Source organism: Streptomyces sp. MJM8645 (assembly GCF_001625365.1).
Lineage (GTDB): Bacteria > Actinomycetota > Actinomycetes > Streptomycetales > Streptomycetaceae > Kitasatospora.
In genome coordinates, this window is sequence record NZ_LJJF01000001.1 from 2,480,733 (window position 1) to 2,496,147 (window position 15,415).

At 72.2% G+C, this 15,415-nt stretch carries 13 protein-coding genes and 2 tRNA genes; 4 read left to right on the forward strand and 11 right to left on the reverse strand.

What is annotated here, in order from left to right; translation table 11 throughout:
• Positions 1-141 precede the first annotated feature (141 nt).
• The 4 genes from A6F73_RS10600 to A6F73_RS10615 form a co-directional block, all read right to left on the reverse strand.
• The gene (locus tag A6F73_RS10600; protein ID WP_063347570.1) at positions 142-804 is read right to left on the reverse strand and encodes an ATP-dependent Clp protease proteolytic subunit; all 663 of its coding nucleotides are present in this window, start codon (positions 802-804) and stop codon (positions 142-144) included.
• A 56-nt stretch (positions 805-860) separates the two neighbouring features.
• The gene (locus A6F73_RS10605; protein ID WP_063351100.1) at positions 861-1,478 is read right to left on the reverse strand and encodes an ATP-dependent Clp protease proteolytic subunit; all 618 of its coding nucleotides are present in this window, start codon (positions 1,476-1,478) and stop codon (positions 861-863) included.
• 265 nt (positions 1,479-1,743) lie between these two features.
• The gene (gene tig, locus A6F73_RS10610; RefSeq protein WP_063347571.1) at positions 1,744-3,138 is read right to left on the reverse strand and encodes a trigger factor; all 1,395 of its coding nucleotides are present in this window, start codon (positions 3,136-3,138) and stop codon (positions 1,744-1,746) included.
• Positions 3,139-3,434: 296 nt separating this feature from the next.
• Positions 3,435-3,508 (reverse strand) — tRNA-Pro (locus A6F73_RS10615).
• A gap of 157 nt (positions 3,509-3,665) precedes the next feature.
• Between A6F73_RS10615 and A6F73_RS10620 the strand changes: the two genes are divergently transcribed.
• Positions 3,666-3,736, forward strand: a tRNA-Gly gene (locus A6F73_RS10620).
• 90 nt (positions 3,737-3,826) lie between these two features.
• On the opposite strand, the gene A6F73_RS10625 is transcribed toward A6F73_RS10620, so the two are convergent.
• Complete coding sequence (locus A6F73_RS10625; RefSeq protein WP_063347572.1) at positions 3,827-4,399, reverse strand: hypothetical protein; 573 nt, start codon at positions 4,397-4,399, stop codon at positions 3,827-3,829.
• A 210-nt stretch (positions 4,400-4,609) separates the two neighbouring features.
• On the opposite strand from A6F73_RS10625, the gene A6F73_RS10630 reads away from it, so the two are divergent.
• Complete coding sequence (locus tag A6F73_RS10630; RefSeq protein ID WP_063347573.1) at positions 4,610-5,401, forward strand: DUF6348 family protein; 792 nt, start codon at positions 4,610-4,612, stop codon at positions 5,399-5,401.
• A 34-nt stretch (positions 5,402-5,435) separates the two neighbouring features.
• On the opposite strand, the gene A6F73_RS10635 is transcribed toward A6F73_RS10630, so the two are convergent.
• The 4 genes from A6F73_RS10635 to A6F73_RS10650 form a co-directional block, all read right to left on the reverse strand.
• Positions 5,436-5,633 carry a hypothetical protein gene (locus tag A6F73_RS10635; protein WP_063347574.1) on the reverse strand — a complete coding sequence of 66 codons (198 nt, stop codon included), beginning with the start codon at positions 5,631-5,633 and terminating at the stop codon, positions 5,436-5,438.
• Positions 5,634-6,134: 501 nt separating this feature from the next.
• A complete protein-coding gene (locus A6F73_RS10640; protein WP_063351101.1) occupies positions 6,135-7,274 on the reverse strand; it encodes a PP2C family protein-serine/threonine phosphatase in 1,140 nt (379 codons plus the stop codon).
• 384 nt (positions 7,275-7,658) lie between these two features.
• Positions 7,659-8,144, reverse strand: a complete 486-nt coding sequence (locus A6F73_RS10645) for a ribose-5-phosphate isomerase (protein WP_063347575.1) — start codon at positions 8,142-8,144, stop codon at positions 7,659-7,661.
• Between the two features lie 44 nt (positions 8,145-8,188).
• Positions 8,189-8,788: a biotin transporter BioY gene (locus tag A6F73_RS10650; RefSeq protein WP_063347576.1), complete on the reverse strand. Its 600-nt coding sequence runs from the start codon at positions 8,786-8,788 to the stop codon at positions 8,189-8,191.
• A 382-nt stretch (positions 8,789-9,170) separates the two neighbouring features.
• On the opposite strand from A6F73_RS10650, the gene A6F73_RS10655 reads away from it, so the two are divergent.
• Positions 9,171-10,481 (forward strand): amino acid permease, encoded by a 1,311-nt coding sequence (locus A6F73_RS10655; RefSeq protein ID WP_244293614.1) that lies wholly within the window; start codon positions 9,171-9,173, stop codon positions 10,479-10,481.
• Between the two features lie 63 nt (positions 10,482-10,544).
• Here the strand turns inward: A6F73_RS10655 and A6F73_RS10660 are convergent, their stop codons facing one another.
• A complete protein-coding gene (locus tag A6F73_RS10660) occupies positions 10,545-11,111 on the reverse strand; it encodes a disulfide bond formation protein DsbA (protein WP_244293615.1) in 567 nt (188 codons plus the stop codon).
• 291 nt (positions 11,112-11,402) lie between these two features.
• On the opposite strand from A6F73_RS10660, the gene pepN reads away from it, so the two are divergent.
• Positions 11,403-13,967, forward strand: a complete 2,565-nt coding sequence (gene pepN, locus A6F73_RS10665; protein WP_063347579.1) for an aminopeptidase N — start codon at positions 11,403-11,405, stop codon at positions 13,965-13,967.
• 74 nt (positions 13,968-14,041) lie between these two features.
• On the opposite strand, the gene A6F73_RS10670 is transcribed toward pepN, so the two are convergent.
• Positions 14,042-15,367, reverse strand: a complete 1,326-nt coding sequence (locus A6F73_RS10670) for a glycoside hydrolase family 18 protein (protein ID WP_063347580.1) — start codon at positions 15,365-15,367, stop codon at positions 14,042-14,044.
• Positions 15,368-15,415 lie beyond the last annotated feature (48 nt).

Below are 15,415 nucleotides of genomic sequence, written 5' to 3' on the forward strand. Positions count from 1 at the left end.
CCCCTGATTCCGTCCTCTTCGCCGGGTCTGCCCTACGCCCTGGGCGAATTGATACCGAACAGATGCCGTTGCGGAGGCCGCCGACGACCCGGAGCGGAGCGCGCACGCAGGATGCGCGCCCCGCCTCGGAGGGTGCCGGCCTCAGGAGGTCAGCGAGGTCTTGCGGGTGGAGATGATCTGGTCGACGAGGCCGTACTCCAGGGCCTCCTCGGCGGTGAGGATCTTGTCGCGCTCGATGTCCTCGCGCACCTGCTCCACCGGCTTGTTGGAGTGCTTGGAGAGCATCTGCTCCAGCTGCTCGCGCATCCGGAAGATCTCCTTGGCCTGGATCTCCAGGTCGGACACCTGGCCGCGGCCGGTCTCGGTGTACGGCTGGTGGATCAGGATGCGGGCGTTCGGCAGCGCCATCCGCTTGCCGGGGGTGCCGGCGGCGAGCAGCACGGCCGCGGCGGAGGCCGCCTGGCCCATGCAGACCGTGGTGATGTCCGGCTTCACGTACTGCATGGTGTCGTAGATGGCCGTCAGGGCCGTGAACGAGCCGCCGGGCGAGTTGATGTACATCTGGATCTCGCGGTCCGGGTCCATCGACTCCAGGCACAGCAGCTGCGCCATGATGTCGTTCGCCGAGACGTCGTCGACCTGCGAGCCGAGGAAGATGATGCGCTCCTCGAACAGCTTGGCGTACGGGTCGTACTCGCGGATGCCCTGCGTGGTGCGCTCGACGAAGCGCGGGACGATGTAGCGACCCTCGGCGCGCATGTCCTCGACGCGGGCCTGGGCGGCCGACAGGCTGGGGATGATCATGGGGGTTCTTGTCCTCCGGGGCGTTGTGGCTGTGGTCTCGTGGGCCGGGCCGAGGCTCAGGCGCCCGTGCCGCCGCCGCCGGGAACGTCCGCGGCGCTGTGCATGATCGCGTCGATCAGGCCGTACTCCAGGGCCTCCTCCGGCGCAAACCAGCGGTCGCGGTCGGAGTCCCTGGTGATCTGCTCGAAGGACTGGCCGCTGTGGAAGGCGATCAGCTCGGACATCCGCTTCTTGGTGCGCAGCAGCTGCTCGGCCTGGATGCGGATGTCGGTGGCGGAGCCGCCGAGGCCGGCGGACGGCTGGTGCATGAGGATGTTGGCGTTCGGCAGCGAGAAGCGCTTGCCCTTGGCGCCGGCGGTCAGCAGGAACTGGCCCATCGAGGCCGCCATGCCCATCGCGATGGTGACGACGTCGTTCTTGATGTACTGCATGGTGTCGTAGATCGCCATGCCCGCCGAGATCGAACCGCCCGGGGAGTTGATGTAAAGGAAGATGTCCTTTTCCGGGTCCGCGGCCAGCAGCAGCAGCTGGGCGGTGATCTTGTTGGCGATGTCGTCGTCGACCTGCTGGCCGAGGAAGATGATCCGCTCGTTGAGCAGCCGGTTGTACACCTGGTCGCCCAGGCCGCCGAGCACGTCACCAGAGGCGGCGTGCGGCGCCATCGGGCCAGGCATCTGCATCTGCGGGAACGTCACTTAGCCACCTGCTCAGTCGATTTGGACGGTCGCTCCACGGCCGTCACGATGTCGCACAGCTTCCGGGTATCACGGTGTGATTGGTGCTGTCCAAGGACCCTAACGCGCAGGCCGGGCCGCAGAATCCCTCACGCAGAACTGTTCGCTGTGAGCGCAGGGTCGGGCCCGCCCCGGGGGACGACGACGGGCCCGGACACCGTACGGCGTCCGGGCCCGTCGCAGACCTCAGGGGTTACCGGGGCACTCAGGCCTCGGTCTTCTCCTCGGCGGCGGTCTCCTCGGCGGCGGGGGCCTCGACGGTCTCGGCCGTCTCGTCCTCGTCGTCGAAGTTGACCTCGTTGCCCTCGGTGTCGACGACCTTGGCGGCCTCGACCACGGTGGCCAGCGCCTTGCCGCGGGCGACCTCGCCGACCAGCAGCGGCACCTGGCCACCCTGGACGACCTGCTGCGCGAACTGGTCCGGGGTGAGACCCGAGCCGGCGGCGCGGCGGATGAGGTGCTCGGTCAGCTCCTCCTGGTTAACACCCAGCTCTTCGTCGGCGACGATCTGGTCCAGGACGAACTGGGTCTTGATGCCCTTCTTCGCCTGCTCCTCGATCTCGGCGTCCCACTCCTCGCGGGACTTGCCCTGGGTCTCCAGGTAGCTGTCGATGTCGAGGCCCATCGGCTGGAGCTGGTGGTGCTCCAGGTTGTGCTTGCGGGTCTCGACCTCGTCCTTGAGGAGCTTCTCCGGGAACTCGATCTCGACCAGGCCGAGCAGGGCGTCCAGCACCTTCTCCTGGGCCTGGGTGGCCTGGTCGTACTCCTTCATGCGCTCCAGGCGCTTGCGGGAGTCGTCGCGCAGGGCCTCCAGGGTGTCGAACTCGCTGGCCAGCTGGGCGAACTCGTCGTCCAGCTCGGGCAGCTCCTTCTCCTGGACGGCGGTGACGGTGACGGTGACCTCGGAGGTCTGGCCCGCCTGGGTGCCACCCTTGAGCTCGGTGGAGAAGGTGGCGGTGCCACCGGCCTCCAGGCCGGTCACGGCGTCGTCGATGCCGTCGATCAGGCGGCCCGAGCCGATCTCGTAGCTGACGCCGTTGGCGGTGCCGTCCTCCGGCACCTCGCCGTCGACCTTGGCGATCAGGTCCACGACCACGATGTCACCGGCGGCCGCGGCGCGCTCGACGTCCTTGACCGAGGAGAAGCGCTCGCGCAGCTGCTCCAGGGACTTCTCGATGTCCTCGTCGGAGACGACGATCGGGTCGACGGTCACCTCGATGGAGGCGAAGTCCGGAAGGGTGATCTCCGGACGGATGTCCACCTCGGCGGTGAACTTCAGGTCGCCGCCATCGGCGAGCTTCTCGACACCCTCGATGTTGGTGATGTCGGGCTGTCCGAGGACCTCGATCTTGCCCTCGTCGACGGCCTGCGTGTAGAAGCGCGGGAGGGCGTCGTTGACGGCCTCCTCCAGCACAGCGCCACGGCCGAAGCGCTGGTCGATGACCCGGTTCGGGATCTTGCCCTTGCGGAAGCCCGGGACCGAGACCTGCTGGTTGATCTTCTTGTACGCCGCGTCGAGGCTGGGCTTGAGCTCCTCGAAGGGCACCTCGACGGTGAGTCGAACCCGGGTCGGGTTCAGAGTCTCGACGGCGCTCTTCACGGTTAGGTCTCCTATGGGCTTGCGGTCAGGTTGCCTCCGCCGTTCCCGGCCGCCGGCCGAGGCCGTACGAATGGGTCGGGCGAGACGGGCGATGAAGGGTTGGAGCTGCATCTCCCGTGGGGGGGGTGGACGGTGAGAGTGACTCCTCGCCCTCGTGCGGTTGACCTGGGTTGACACCGCAGGGACTACCGCCAGCGCCCCATCCTACCGGTACCACGAAAGGCGGACGCCAGGCGCCACCATCGGGCCCGAACAGAACAGGGCCCCGCCACGGTGGACGAGACCCTGCCGCACTGTCGGGGTGACCGGATTCGAACCGACGGCCTTCCGCTCCCAAAGCGGACGCGCTACCAAACTGCGCCACACCCCGTGGTGCCGAGAGGAAGCGTACACGTCGGGCCCTGGCGGCTCGCCGACATATTCGGGGGCGGTCCGAGGGAGCGCGCGCAGAATCCGGTGTGCACGGAAGCGACCGGACCAGGTACGCTGTCCCCCGAACTTCCGGCCGGCAACGACCGGGGGATCGCGCGGGCGTAGCTCAATGGTAGAGCCCTAGTCTTCCAAACTAGTCACGCGAGTTCGATTCTCGTCGCCCGCTCATCGGCCCGGCCCCGGTGCGTCTCCACGCACCGGGGCCGTTGGCGTTTCCGGGCGGTCCACCCGGCCCCGCGAGGCCGGACGGGCCGGTTCAGAGTCCGAGCCGGGCGGCCCGGGCGGCCGCCCGGTCGAGCAGCCGGTGGACGTCGGCCTCCCTGGTGGCGGGGCGGTCGTTGTACTCGTCCGGGGAGTGCGCCGGGCGGCCGGTCGCGTGCAGCACCTCCATCAGCTGGACCCGGGCGGTGCGCACGGTGGCCGGGGTGCCGTAGCCGTGCGCGAGGACGGCGGCCTGGCCGCCGAGCAGACAGACCCGGCCGCGTGCGTCCCACATCGCGCCCTGCAGCCAGCCGTGGGCACCGATGTAGCGGGAGGCGAGCCGCAGGTGGTCGGCGGCGCTGACCGGCACCGGGCGGGCCGGGCGGCGCAGCGCCCGGTCGAGCAGGGTGACCCGGGGCACCGGATGGCCGGCGCACCACGGCCGCACGGCGGTGCCGTGGGGGCAGACGTACGGCACCGGGCGGCGCGCGGGGGCGGGCAGCGAGGCGAGGTAGGCCTCGATCTCGGCGGCCAGGCCGGAGCCGTCCGGGCCCGCCAGGAGGGGCGGAAGGGGTGCCGGAGGGGCCGCCAGGAGCGACGGAGGGGGTGTCGGGGTGGTGCGGGTCATGCGGGCTCTCCAGGCGGGCGGCAGGGCCCCGGCCGGCGGCCACGGGGCGGTTCCGCTTCCCAAAGTGGTGCATTCCAGACATTTCCGCGACTGGAGAACCGGGGAGGCCGGACGGTTTCCCGCCTGGCTGCCGGGCCGATAGCCTCGGCGGCGTTCGAGCGCAGTTCGAGCGGGAGCTCACCCGCCGCGCTCCGAGGTGGAGGAGTCCCGGTGCGTCCCCAGGAGCGGCTGGCCGTCATACAGCGCTGTGTCGTCCGGGAGATGGCACGCCTCGGACAGGAGTTCAGCGCCGACGGCGAGGTGGTGCGCGGCCCGGGGACGACGGCGGTGGCGGTGCGCGAGCACCCCGGGAACGACGGCGCCGGCCACGTCGACCTCGGCTACGTGCTGCACCTGGGCCGGGCGGACGCGCCGGTGGTGTGGGACTGCGCGGCCGGCCTCGGCAAGACCGAGGAGGAGAAGCTCGCCAACGCGGTGAAGATGTGGGCGACCACCACCGCCTCGGTGCTGGTCGAGCTGACGGACGGGCGCGGCGTGCACGCCGACCACGCGGACCACGCCGAACTCCCGGGCTGGCACGCCGTCCAGGGGCCGGCGGCGGTGTTCGGCTTCGGCAACGAGCACCTGGCGGGCTGGCTCGCCGAGCACCGGGTGCTGCCGGCGCTCGCGCCCGCGCTGCGGCCGCAGTTGGCCGGGCCGGGGCCGGTCGGGGTGAAGCTCTTCCTGGGCGGGAAGGCGGGCGACGACGTCGCCGAGGTCCGGGTCGACGGCGAGGTGTCGGAGGCCGCGTCGGCGGCGCTGCGCGCGATGGACTGGCCGCGGGGCGAACGGCTGTGCTGGGCGCGGCTGTTCGTGCTGTTGACGGCCGAGCGGGCGGCGCCGGGGCAGGCCGCGGCGGCGGGTGCCGCGGCACCCGCGCCGATGCGCGCCCCCGCCCCGGCGGCGGCCCGCCCCCGGGGACTGTTCGCTCGCTGGCGGGAGGCCAGACGGGCCGGCCGGTGATCCCCTCGCGGGGGTCGCGGACGGCCCGGCCGGGTCAGCCGCCGGTGATGCCCGAGATGCTGTGGGCGAGGTTCGCCAGCAGGGAGTTGATCGAGCCCGCGACCGTGGTCTCGTGCAGCATGAAGCCGAACAGGGCGGCGATGATGCCGTGCGCGATCTTCAACTGCTTGTTGCGGATGAAGATGATGCACAGGATTGCGAACAGGACCAGCGCGGAGACGGAGAGTGCCACCCGGACTCACTTCCTCGTTTCATAGCGTGGTGCCGCCGCCCGGCGGCACCTGCGAAGCCGGACCCCGGCCTGTCCGACGGTCCCGAGGCGGAATCGCGGATCGACCGGCACACCACCGGCGAGGGAGCCCGGCGCGGTCGAACGTTGTCTGCCGTGCCGCACGTGACGCCCCCCATCCCCCGAATCCTGAACAGTCCCGCCCGGACTCAGTGTGGTCGACCGTGCCGATTGCGTAAAGGTCTGACAGTCAGCCCAACGCCGATATCCTGCGATGCGAGACGAGTTTCCGCCGACCGGGACGATAGCGGAGCCGTTCTGACGAATCGTCGCCGGGGCGGCGCTGAGCGGCCGGAAGGCGGCCGGAGGCGGGTAACGGAAGCCGCAGGTCCGGTCAGCCGACGGGGCGGCCGATTTGGCCGAAGATCGGCTGCCCGGCTTGACAGCAGGTGCCCGCGGCATGTGCCGGTCCGTCCGGTGACGGACGGCCGGGGCGAGGGGGCGTCAGTCGCGCCAGAGCAGCAGGACCGCGCGGTCGTCGTTGATGTCCCGGGCCACCGTCTCGATCAGCGCGGCCGCCGCACCGGCCCCCGCGCCCGGACCGCTGCCGGGCACCAGCCGGTCCGCCTCCCCCATCAGCCGGTCCATCCCCTCGGAGAGGTCCCGGCCCGGCTCCTCGACCATGCCGTCGGTGCACAGCATCAGCACGTCGCCGCGGTTCAGCCGGCCGCGCACCCCGTCGAACTTCGCGCCGTCGTAGATCCCGAGCAGCGGGCCCTCGGCCTCCTTGACCTCCCAGCGCCCGGCGCCCGCCAGCCGCTGCATCCCCGGCAGGTGCCCGGCCGACAGCAGCTCGTACTCGCCGGTGTCCAGGTCCAGCACCAGGTGGACGGCGGTCGCGAAGCCCTCCTCCCAGGACTGGCGCAGCAGGTAGCCGTTGGCGGCGGGCAGGAAGTCGTGCGCGGGCAGCGAGCCCACCAGGCCGCCGAAGGCGCCGGAGAGCAGCAGCGCGCGGGAGCCGGCGTCCATGCCCTTGCCGGAGACGTCCGCGAGGACCACCTCCAGCAGCCGCTGGCCCGGGCCGGTGCGGGCGGCGACCACGAAGTCCCCGGAGAAGGACTGCCCGCCGGCCGGGCGCAGCGCCATGTCGGCGTGCCAGCCGTCCGGGAGCTCCGGCACCCGGCTCTGCACCCGCAGCCGCTCGCGCAGGTCGAACAGCATGGTCGAGCCGCCCCACCAGGGCACGCCGACCCGGGCCCGGAACTGGGCCAGCAGCAGGCCGCCCACCCCGGCGGCACCGACCACCAGGGCCGCGCCCGGGGTGACGCCGTAGACATAGGCCTCGGGGTTCTCGCTGGCCACCCGCTGGCCGGTGTGGATCACCGACTCGGCGGACAGGCCGAGCGCCGCCAGCGCGTACAGCACCACCAGGCTGCCGGGGCGCAGCAGCAGCGCGCCGGCCAGGATCGGCAGGACCAGCGCGGTGGGCGGGGCCCAGGCGGGGATCCAGATGTTGAGCAGGATCAGCAGCGGGACGAGCAGGGCGAGGGCGCAGAGCACCGGCCAGTCGGCGGCGCCGCCGCGGAAGTAGTCGACACCGGCCGTGCGCAGCCTTCGGCGGACCCGGCGGAGCCTCCTGCGCAACCGGGCCGTCACGGGTCCGGACGCCGTGGCGGCGCCGGGCCTCGTCGCAGTCGTCTGGGGCGGTGCGCCCGGCGGTCTGCCAGCCATGGGGCCCGACCTTATCCACGGGCACCGCCCGGCGTCGACGGGCCGGACACGAGCGGGTGCGCCGTGGCGCGGGCCCGTCAGTCGGTTTCGGCCGATTGCCGCGACGGCGGGCGCGGCGTCAGGAGGCGTGCGCCGGTTGGGCGTACGAACCACGCGGGCGGCGCACGCGCCCCGCGCGCACCGGCGTCGGCGCGCCCGGCCCTGTGGCCGATGACACAGCCGTACGGGCCCGGGAACGGCGGCGGCCGGCCGCGTGGAGCGTGCGGCCGGCCGACGGGGGGTGGACGGGGGGAGGGATCAGCCCTGCGGGTGGTGGGCCGGGATCGGCGGGAGCTCGCCGGTGGTCTCGTACTCGCTCAGCATCTCGATCCGGCGGGTGTGCCGCGGCTCGCCGCTGTAGGGGGTGTTGAGGAAGACCTCGACGAACTTGGTGGCCTCCTCCAGCGTGTGCATGCGGCCGCCGACGGAGACCACGTTGGCGTTGTTGTGCTCGCGGCCGAGCCCGGCGGTCTGCTCGCTCCAGGCCAGCGCCGCCCGCACGCCCTTGACCTTGTTGGCGGCGATCGCCTCACCGTTGCCCGAGCCGCCGATGACGACGCCCAGCGCCTCCGGGTCGGCGGCGGTGCGCTCGGCGGCGCGCAGGCAGAACGGCGGATAGTCGTCCTCGGCGTCGTAGATGTGCGGCCCGCAGTCGACCGGCTCGTGGCCGGCCTCCTTGAGCCACTCCACGAGGTGGTTCTTCAGTTCGTATCCGGCATGGTCTGAGCCCAGGTACACGCGCATGCCATGAGTGTGGCATGCGCGTGCGCCCGGGCCCGGCAGGGGGCTCACCGCTTCGCGGCGAGCTTCCAGACCAGCGGCAGGGCCCCGGCGGCGAGGACGGCCTTCAGGGCGTCGCCGACCAGGTACGGGTAGAGGCCGAGCTCGGCCGCCCGGGCGAGCGGGACGTGCAGCGACAGGGCCAGGTACGGGACGCCGACCGCGTAGATGGCGAGGCTGCCGAGGACCATGGTGACGGCGGTGTTCACCGGGCTCCGGTCGGCACCGCGGCGGGCCAGCTCGCCGGTCAGGCCGGCCGCCAGGACGAAGCCGAGCACGTAGCCGAGCGAGGGCATCGTCCAGCCAGAGGTGCCCTCGGCGAACCAGGGCATCCCCGCCAGGCCGGCCAGCAGGTAGAGGGCGAGCGAGGCGATGCCGCGGCGGGCGCCGAGCGCGGTGCCGACCAGCAGGGCGGCGAAGGTCTGGCCGGTGACCGGCACCGGCGAGCCGGGGACGTTCACCGACAGCTGGGCGGCCACGCCGGTCAGGGCGGCGCCGCCGGCCACCAGGGCCAGGTCGCGGGCCTGGGCGCCGAGGCGGGTGGTGGCGGCGGGCAGCAGGTCGGCGAGGACGGCGCGGCGCGGTATCGGGGTGGTGGCAGTGGCCATCGGGGGTCTCCTGTGGGGTGCTCAGGTGAGTGAACACCTGTGAACCTACGTGGTGATCCACTACGCCATCGCCACGGTTTCGGACAAAGCCCCGCCCTCGGCCGTTGTCGGAACCGGCTCATTTCGGCCCATACCGACGCTGTGTCACCGGTCGACCCCGCCTCGTCACCGCGTGGTCCGCATGGTGGGCCTGAGGTCCCCGCTCTTGGCATGAACAGAGGTGTCGCCGGATATTGGACAGCTCATGCCGCATTCCGCACAGTCTGGATCCAGCCCTATGGCCCCCACCTCCGCGCCCAAGGCGTCCGGGACCACCGACGCCGACGGTGCCCCGGCCACCGGCCAGCAGCTCGCGCACGGCCTCAAGCAGCGCCACCTGTCGATGATCGCGCTGGGCGGGGTGATCGGCGCGGGCCTGTTCGTCGGCTCCGGCGCCGGCATCGCGGCCGCCGGTCCGGCGATCATCCTGGCGTTCACCCTCTCCGGCCTGCTGGTCATGCTGATCATGCGGATGCTCGGCGAGATGTCGGCCGCCCGCCCCGCCTCCGGATCGTTCTCGGTGCACGCCGAGAAGGAGATCGGCCCCTGGGCCGGGATCACGGCCGGCTGGATGTACTGGGTGATGCTCTGCTGCGGCGTCGCCGCCGAGGCCACCGCCGCCGGGAAGATCGTCAACGGCTGGGTGCCGGGCGTCTCCTCCTGGGTCTGGGTCGGCCTGTTCATGGTCTTCTTCTGCGCCAGCAACCTGACCGCGGTGAAGAACTTCGGCGAGTTCGAGTTCTGGTTCGCCGCCATCAAGGTCGCCGCGATCATCGCCTTCCTGGTCCTCGGCGGCCTCGGCATCGCCGGGGTGATCGGCCCCGGCGCCCCCGGCACGACCAACCTGACCGGCCAGGGCGGCTTCCTGCCCACCGGGGTCAGCGGGCTGATCGTCGGCCTGCTCGCCTCCGTCTTCGCCTACGGCGGGCTGGAGACCGTCACCATCGCCGCCGCCGAGTCCGACGACCCCCGCAAGAACGTCGCCAACGCGGTGCGCACGGCGGTGTGGCGGATCGCGATCTTCTACATCGGCTCGATGGCCCTGGTCGTCACCCTGGTCTCCTGGAAGGACCCGGCGGTGGTCACCGACGGCCCGTACGTCACCGTGCTGCGGCACCTCGGGGTGACCGGCGCCGGGACGATCATGGAGGTGGTGGTGCTGATCGCGCTGCTCTCCGCGATGAACGCCAACATCTACGGCGCCTCCCGGATGGCGTACTCGCTGGTCGGCCGCGGCCAGGGCCCCCGGGCGCTGGCCAAGGTCTCCGGCGGGGTGCCGCGCCGGGCCGTGCTGGCCTCCTGCCTGTTCGGCTTCGGCGCCGTGCTGGCCGCCAAGTTCTGGCCGGAGACCGTCTTCACCTGGCTGATGAACACCACCGGCGTGGCCATCCTGGTCGTCTGGCTGTTCATCTGCCTCGTCCAGCTGCGGATGCGCCGCCGGCTGGAGCGCGAGGCGCCCGAACTGCTCACCGTGAAGATGTGGGGCTACCCCTACCTGACCTGGATCGCGATGGCCGCCGTGGCCGGCATCCTCGCCCTGATGACCACCACCGAGGGCAACCGGCAGCAGCTGTACGCGGCCGGGGTGCTGGTCGCGCTGCTGAGCGCCGCCGGCCTGGTCAAGCAGCGGCGGGACGCGGCCGCCGCCCGCTGACCCCGGCACGCACGAGGGCCCGGTACCGCCAGCCGCGGTACCGGGCCCTTCGCGCGCCCCGCGCTACTCGAAGGACGGGCCCGCCGTACGGGTCCGCTTGATCTCGTAGAAGCCCGGGGTGGAGGCCACCAGCAGGGTGCCGTCCCAGAGCCGGGCCGCGGCCTCGCCCTTCGGGGCCGGGGTGACCACCGGGCCGAAGAAGGCGACCCGCTCGCCGTCCACTCCCTCCACCGCGATCACCGGGGTGCCGACGTCCTCGCCGACCAGGGTGATGCCCTCCTTGTGCGAGGCGCGCAGGGCCTCGTCGTACGCGTCCGTGTCGGCCGCGTCCGCCAGCTCCGCGGGCAGCCCGGCGGCCACCAGCGCCGCCTCGACCGTCTCCCGGTTCTGCGGCAGGCCCTGGTTGTGGAAGCGCAGGCCCAGCTCGGTGTAGAGCCGGCCCAGCACCTCGTCGCCATGCGCCTGTGCGGCCGCTATGCACACCCGCACCGCGCCCCAGGCGTTGTCCAGCAGCTCGCGGTAGTTCTCCGGGAGGTCGCGGTCCTCGTTCAGCACCGACAGGCTCATCACGTGCCAGTTCACGTCCACCGGACGCAGCTGCTGCACCTCGATCAGCCAGCGGGACGTCATCCACGCCCACGGGCAGGCCGGGTCGAACCAGAAGTCGGCGGTCTTGCGCTCAGCGGCAGTCGTCACGGCTGTCGTCCTTCGTGAGGTGATGACGAGGCAGGCAGGCGTGCCACCCCGACCCGTCAACACCCGCCCGCCGCCGCTGATTCCGGCCCCGCCGGGACGGCCTGTGCAATGGTACCGGCGAGGGAGGGCGTGAAAGGATGCCCCTGCGGAGCGCGGCACACCGCGCGCCGAGACCGCACCACCCACAGACGCACCACCGTGCGAGCCGGACAAAGGAGTACCGCCGTGCCGGGCAAGAACCTGAGCCGCGACGAAGCGCAGCAGCGGGCCAGCATCCTGGCCGTGGAGGGCTACCAGGTCCGGCTGGACGTGACCTCCGCCCCCGATCCGGCGGCCGCCACCTTCCGTTCCACCACCACCGTCACGTTCCGCTGCTCCCGGCCCGGCGCCGCCACCTTCCTCGACCTGCTCGCCCCCGCCGTCCACGCCGTCACCCTCAACGGCCGCGCGATCGACCCGGCCACCGCCTACGACGGCGCCCGGGTGCACGTCGACGGCCTCGCCGCCGAGAACGTCCTCACCGTCGAGGCGGACTGCGCCTACAGCCGCACCGGCGAGGGCCTGCACCGCTTCACCGACCCGGTGGACGGCGAGACGTACCTCTACACCCACTACGAGCCGGCCGACGCCCGCCGGGTCTTCGCGACCTTCGAACAGCCCGACCTGAAGGCCCCGTTCGGCTTCACCGTGACCGCCCCCGCCGCCTGGGACGTCTGGTCCAACGCCGTCCACGACAAGGTCACCGAGGAAGGCGACGCCCGCACCTGGGAGTTCGCGCCGACCCAGCCGATCTCCAGCTACCTCACCGCCGTCGTGGCCGGCCCCTACCACGTCGCCCGCGACCACTACAGCCGCGAACTCGCCGACGGCACCACCCTGGAGATCCCGCTCTCCGCGATGTGCCGCAAGTCCCTCGCCCAGTACTTCGACGCGGACGAGATCCTCGGCGTCACCAAGCTCGGACTCGACTTCTTCCACGAGGAGTTCGACTACCCGTACCCCTTCGGCAAGTACGACCAGGCGTTCGTCCCCGAGTACAACATCGGCGCCATGGAGAACCCCGGCTGCGTCACCTTCCGCGAGGAGTTCGTCTTCCGCTCGAAGGTCACCGACGCCGCCTACGAGGGCCGCGCCAACGTCATCCTGCACGAGATGGCGCACATGTGGTTCGGCGACCTGGTCACCATGCGCTGGTGGGACGACCTGTGGCTGAAGGAGTCCTTCGCCGACTTCATGGGCTCCTACGGCCTGATCGGCGCCCGCACCCGGTACTCCTCCGCCTGGGTCACCTTCGCCAACCAGCGCAAGGCCTGGGCCTACCGGCAGGACCAGCTCCCCACCACCCACCCGATCACCGCCGACATCCGCGACCTCGAGGACGCCAAGCTCAACTTCGACGGCATCACCTACGCCAAGGGCGCCGCCGTCCTCAAGCAGCTGGTCGCCTACGTCGGCTCCGAGGCCTTCTTCGAGGGCGCCCGCCGCTACTTCAAGCGCCACGCCTTCGGCAACACCGAACTCGGCGACCTGCTGGACGTCCTGGAGGAGACCAGCGGCCGCGACCTCAAGGCCTGGGCCGCCGCCTGGCTGCAGACCGCCGGGGTCGACTCGCTCACCCCGCAGGTGACCACCGACGCCGAGGGCCGGATCACCGAACTCGCCGTCCTCCAGGACGGGACGGTGCTGCGCCCGCACCGGATCGCGATCGGCCTCTACGACCGGGACGCCGACGGCTCCCTGGTGCGCACCGAGCGGATCGAGCTCGACGTCACCGGCAACCGCACCGTCGTCGCCGAGGCCGCCGGCCGCCCCCGCCCCGCGCTGGTGCTGCTCAACGACGACGACCTCACCTACTGCAAGATCCGCTTCGACTCCGAGTCCCTGGAGACCCTGCGCACCGGCCTCGGCGACATCCACGACGAGCTGGCCCGGGCACTCGCCTGGTCCGCCGTCTGGAACCTCACCCGGGACGGCCTGATGCCGGCCCGCGACTACGTCGCCCTGGTGCTGCGCTTCGCCGGCCAGGAAGGCAACATCGGCGTGCTGCAGTCGCTGCACGCCCAGGCCAAGACCGCCGTCGACCTGTACGCCGACCCGGCCTGGCGCGGCGAGGGCGGCCGGCAGCTGGCCGACGGCGCCCTGCGCGAACTGCGCGAGGCCGTCCCCGGCAGCGACCACCAGCTGGCCTGGGCCCGCTTCCTCGCCCAGACCGCGGGCGGCGCCGAGCACCTCGGCCTGGTCCGCGGCCTGCTGGCCGGCAGCGCCCGGATCGACGGCCTGGACGTCGACCAGGAGCTGCGCTGGTCGCTGTGGCTGGCGCTGGCCGCCGCCGGCCAGGCCGGCGACGAGGAACTGGCCGGGGAGCTGGCCGCCGACAACACCGCCAGCGGCAAGCGCCAGTACACCCAGTGCCTGGCCGCCCGGCCCACCGCGGAGGCCAAGGCCGCCGCCTGGTCGGCCGTGGTCGACTCCGACGAACTGCCGAACGCCCTGGTCGAGGCCCAGATCGCGGGCTTCGCGCTGCCCGCCCACCGCGACCTGACCGCGCTCTACGCGGCGCCCTACTTCAAGCTGCTGGAGCGGGTCTGGGCCGAGCGGACCATCGAGATCGCGATGCGGATCGTCAGCGGGTTCTTCCCGCGCGCGCAGACCAGCGAGCAGACCCTGGCCGAGGCCGACGCCTGGCTGGACGGCCACCCGCAGGCCGCGCCGGCGCTGCGCCGCCTGGTCCTGGAGTGCCGCGACGACCTGGCCCGCGCGCTGCGGGCGCAGGCCTGCGACCGGGCCTGACACAGGTGTGAAGGGGCCCGCCGTGCGGACACGGCGGGCCCCTTCACGTCGGGGCGCCCCTTCGCGTCGGGGCGTCAGTCGCGGCGCAGGCCGCGGTCCAGGGCGGCGATCGCGCTGCCCTGGGCGTCGTCGCCGTCCAGCGACCAGACCATCACGCCGCCCAGGTCGTTCCAGCGCACGTACCGCGCCTTCTGGGTGAGCACCTCGGCGGTGTCGTAGCTGTAGAAGGTGGTGCCGTCGTACTTCCAGGACGCGCCGTGGTCGCGGTCCACGTACACCTTGCCGGGCAGCGCGTTGACCTCCCGGTAGGAGAGGTCGGGGGCGGCGGCGGTGGCGCTCTGATAGAGGCCCCCGCGCTTGCCGGGCGCGACGCCCGTCCAGCCGTGGCCGTACAGCGGGGCGCCGAGCACGATCTGCTCGGCGGGCAGGCCGCGCTCCTGGTAGTGGTCGACGGCCGTGTCGGCGCTGCGCCGGCGGGCGTCGGGGTCGGCCGGGTCGGAGTAGAGGTTGGCCTGGTGGTTGGCCGGGCCCTTGCCCTCCCAGGGGCCGTGCAGGTCGTAGGTCATCAGGTTGAGCCAGTCCACCGACTCGCTCAGCTCGGGCAGTTCGAGCCGGTCGGCGACGGTCTCGTTGGCGGCGACGGCGGCGGTCAGCAGGTAGTGCCGGCCCTTGTCGCCCTTCTTGCCGCCCTTCTTGCCGAAGTCGTCGAGCTGGCGGCGGAACTCCTGCATCAGCAGGGTGAAGTTGCGCCCGTCCTCGGGGCGGACCACGTTGCCCGCGTCCCCGCCGCCGCCCGGGTACTCCCAGTCGATGTCGATGCCGTCGAAGACGCCCGCGGCCGCGCCGGCGCCGCCCTCGGGGGCGCCGGGCAGGACCGGCACGTCGCCCTTGAGGTAGAGGTCGATGCAGGAGGAGACGAACTTCTTGCGCGCGGCGTCGGTGGCGGCCGCGTCGGAGAAGTACTTGGACCAGCTCCAGCCGCCGAGCGAGATGACCGTGCGCAGCTGCGGGTTCTTCGCCTTGAGCTTGCGCAGCTGGTTGAAGTGGCCCTTCAGCTTCTGGCCCGGGGCGTCGGCCACGCCGTCGACCGAGTCGGCGGCGGAGAAGGCGCGCTGGTAGTCGTTGCGGGCGTCGCCCTGGCCTGCGTCGTTGGTCTCGAAGCAGGTGCCGTCGGCGGAGACGTTGCCGAAGGCGTAGTTGACGACGGTGAGCTTCCCGGCCTGGCCGGAGTCCTGGACGCGCTTGGCGGAGCTGTCGGCGCCCCACTGGGTGAAGTAGCCGACCCGCTGGCCCTTCAGCTTCGGGCCGTGCCCGCCGTCGGCGGCGTTGGCGGTGGCGGGGGCGGCGAGCAGCGCGGCGACGGTGGCGGCGGCGAGCAGGGCTGAGGCGCGAGTGGGCATACCGGACCTGTTCTCTGAATGATCGTCAAATGGTCTGGACCAGATGGG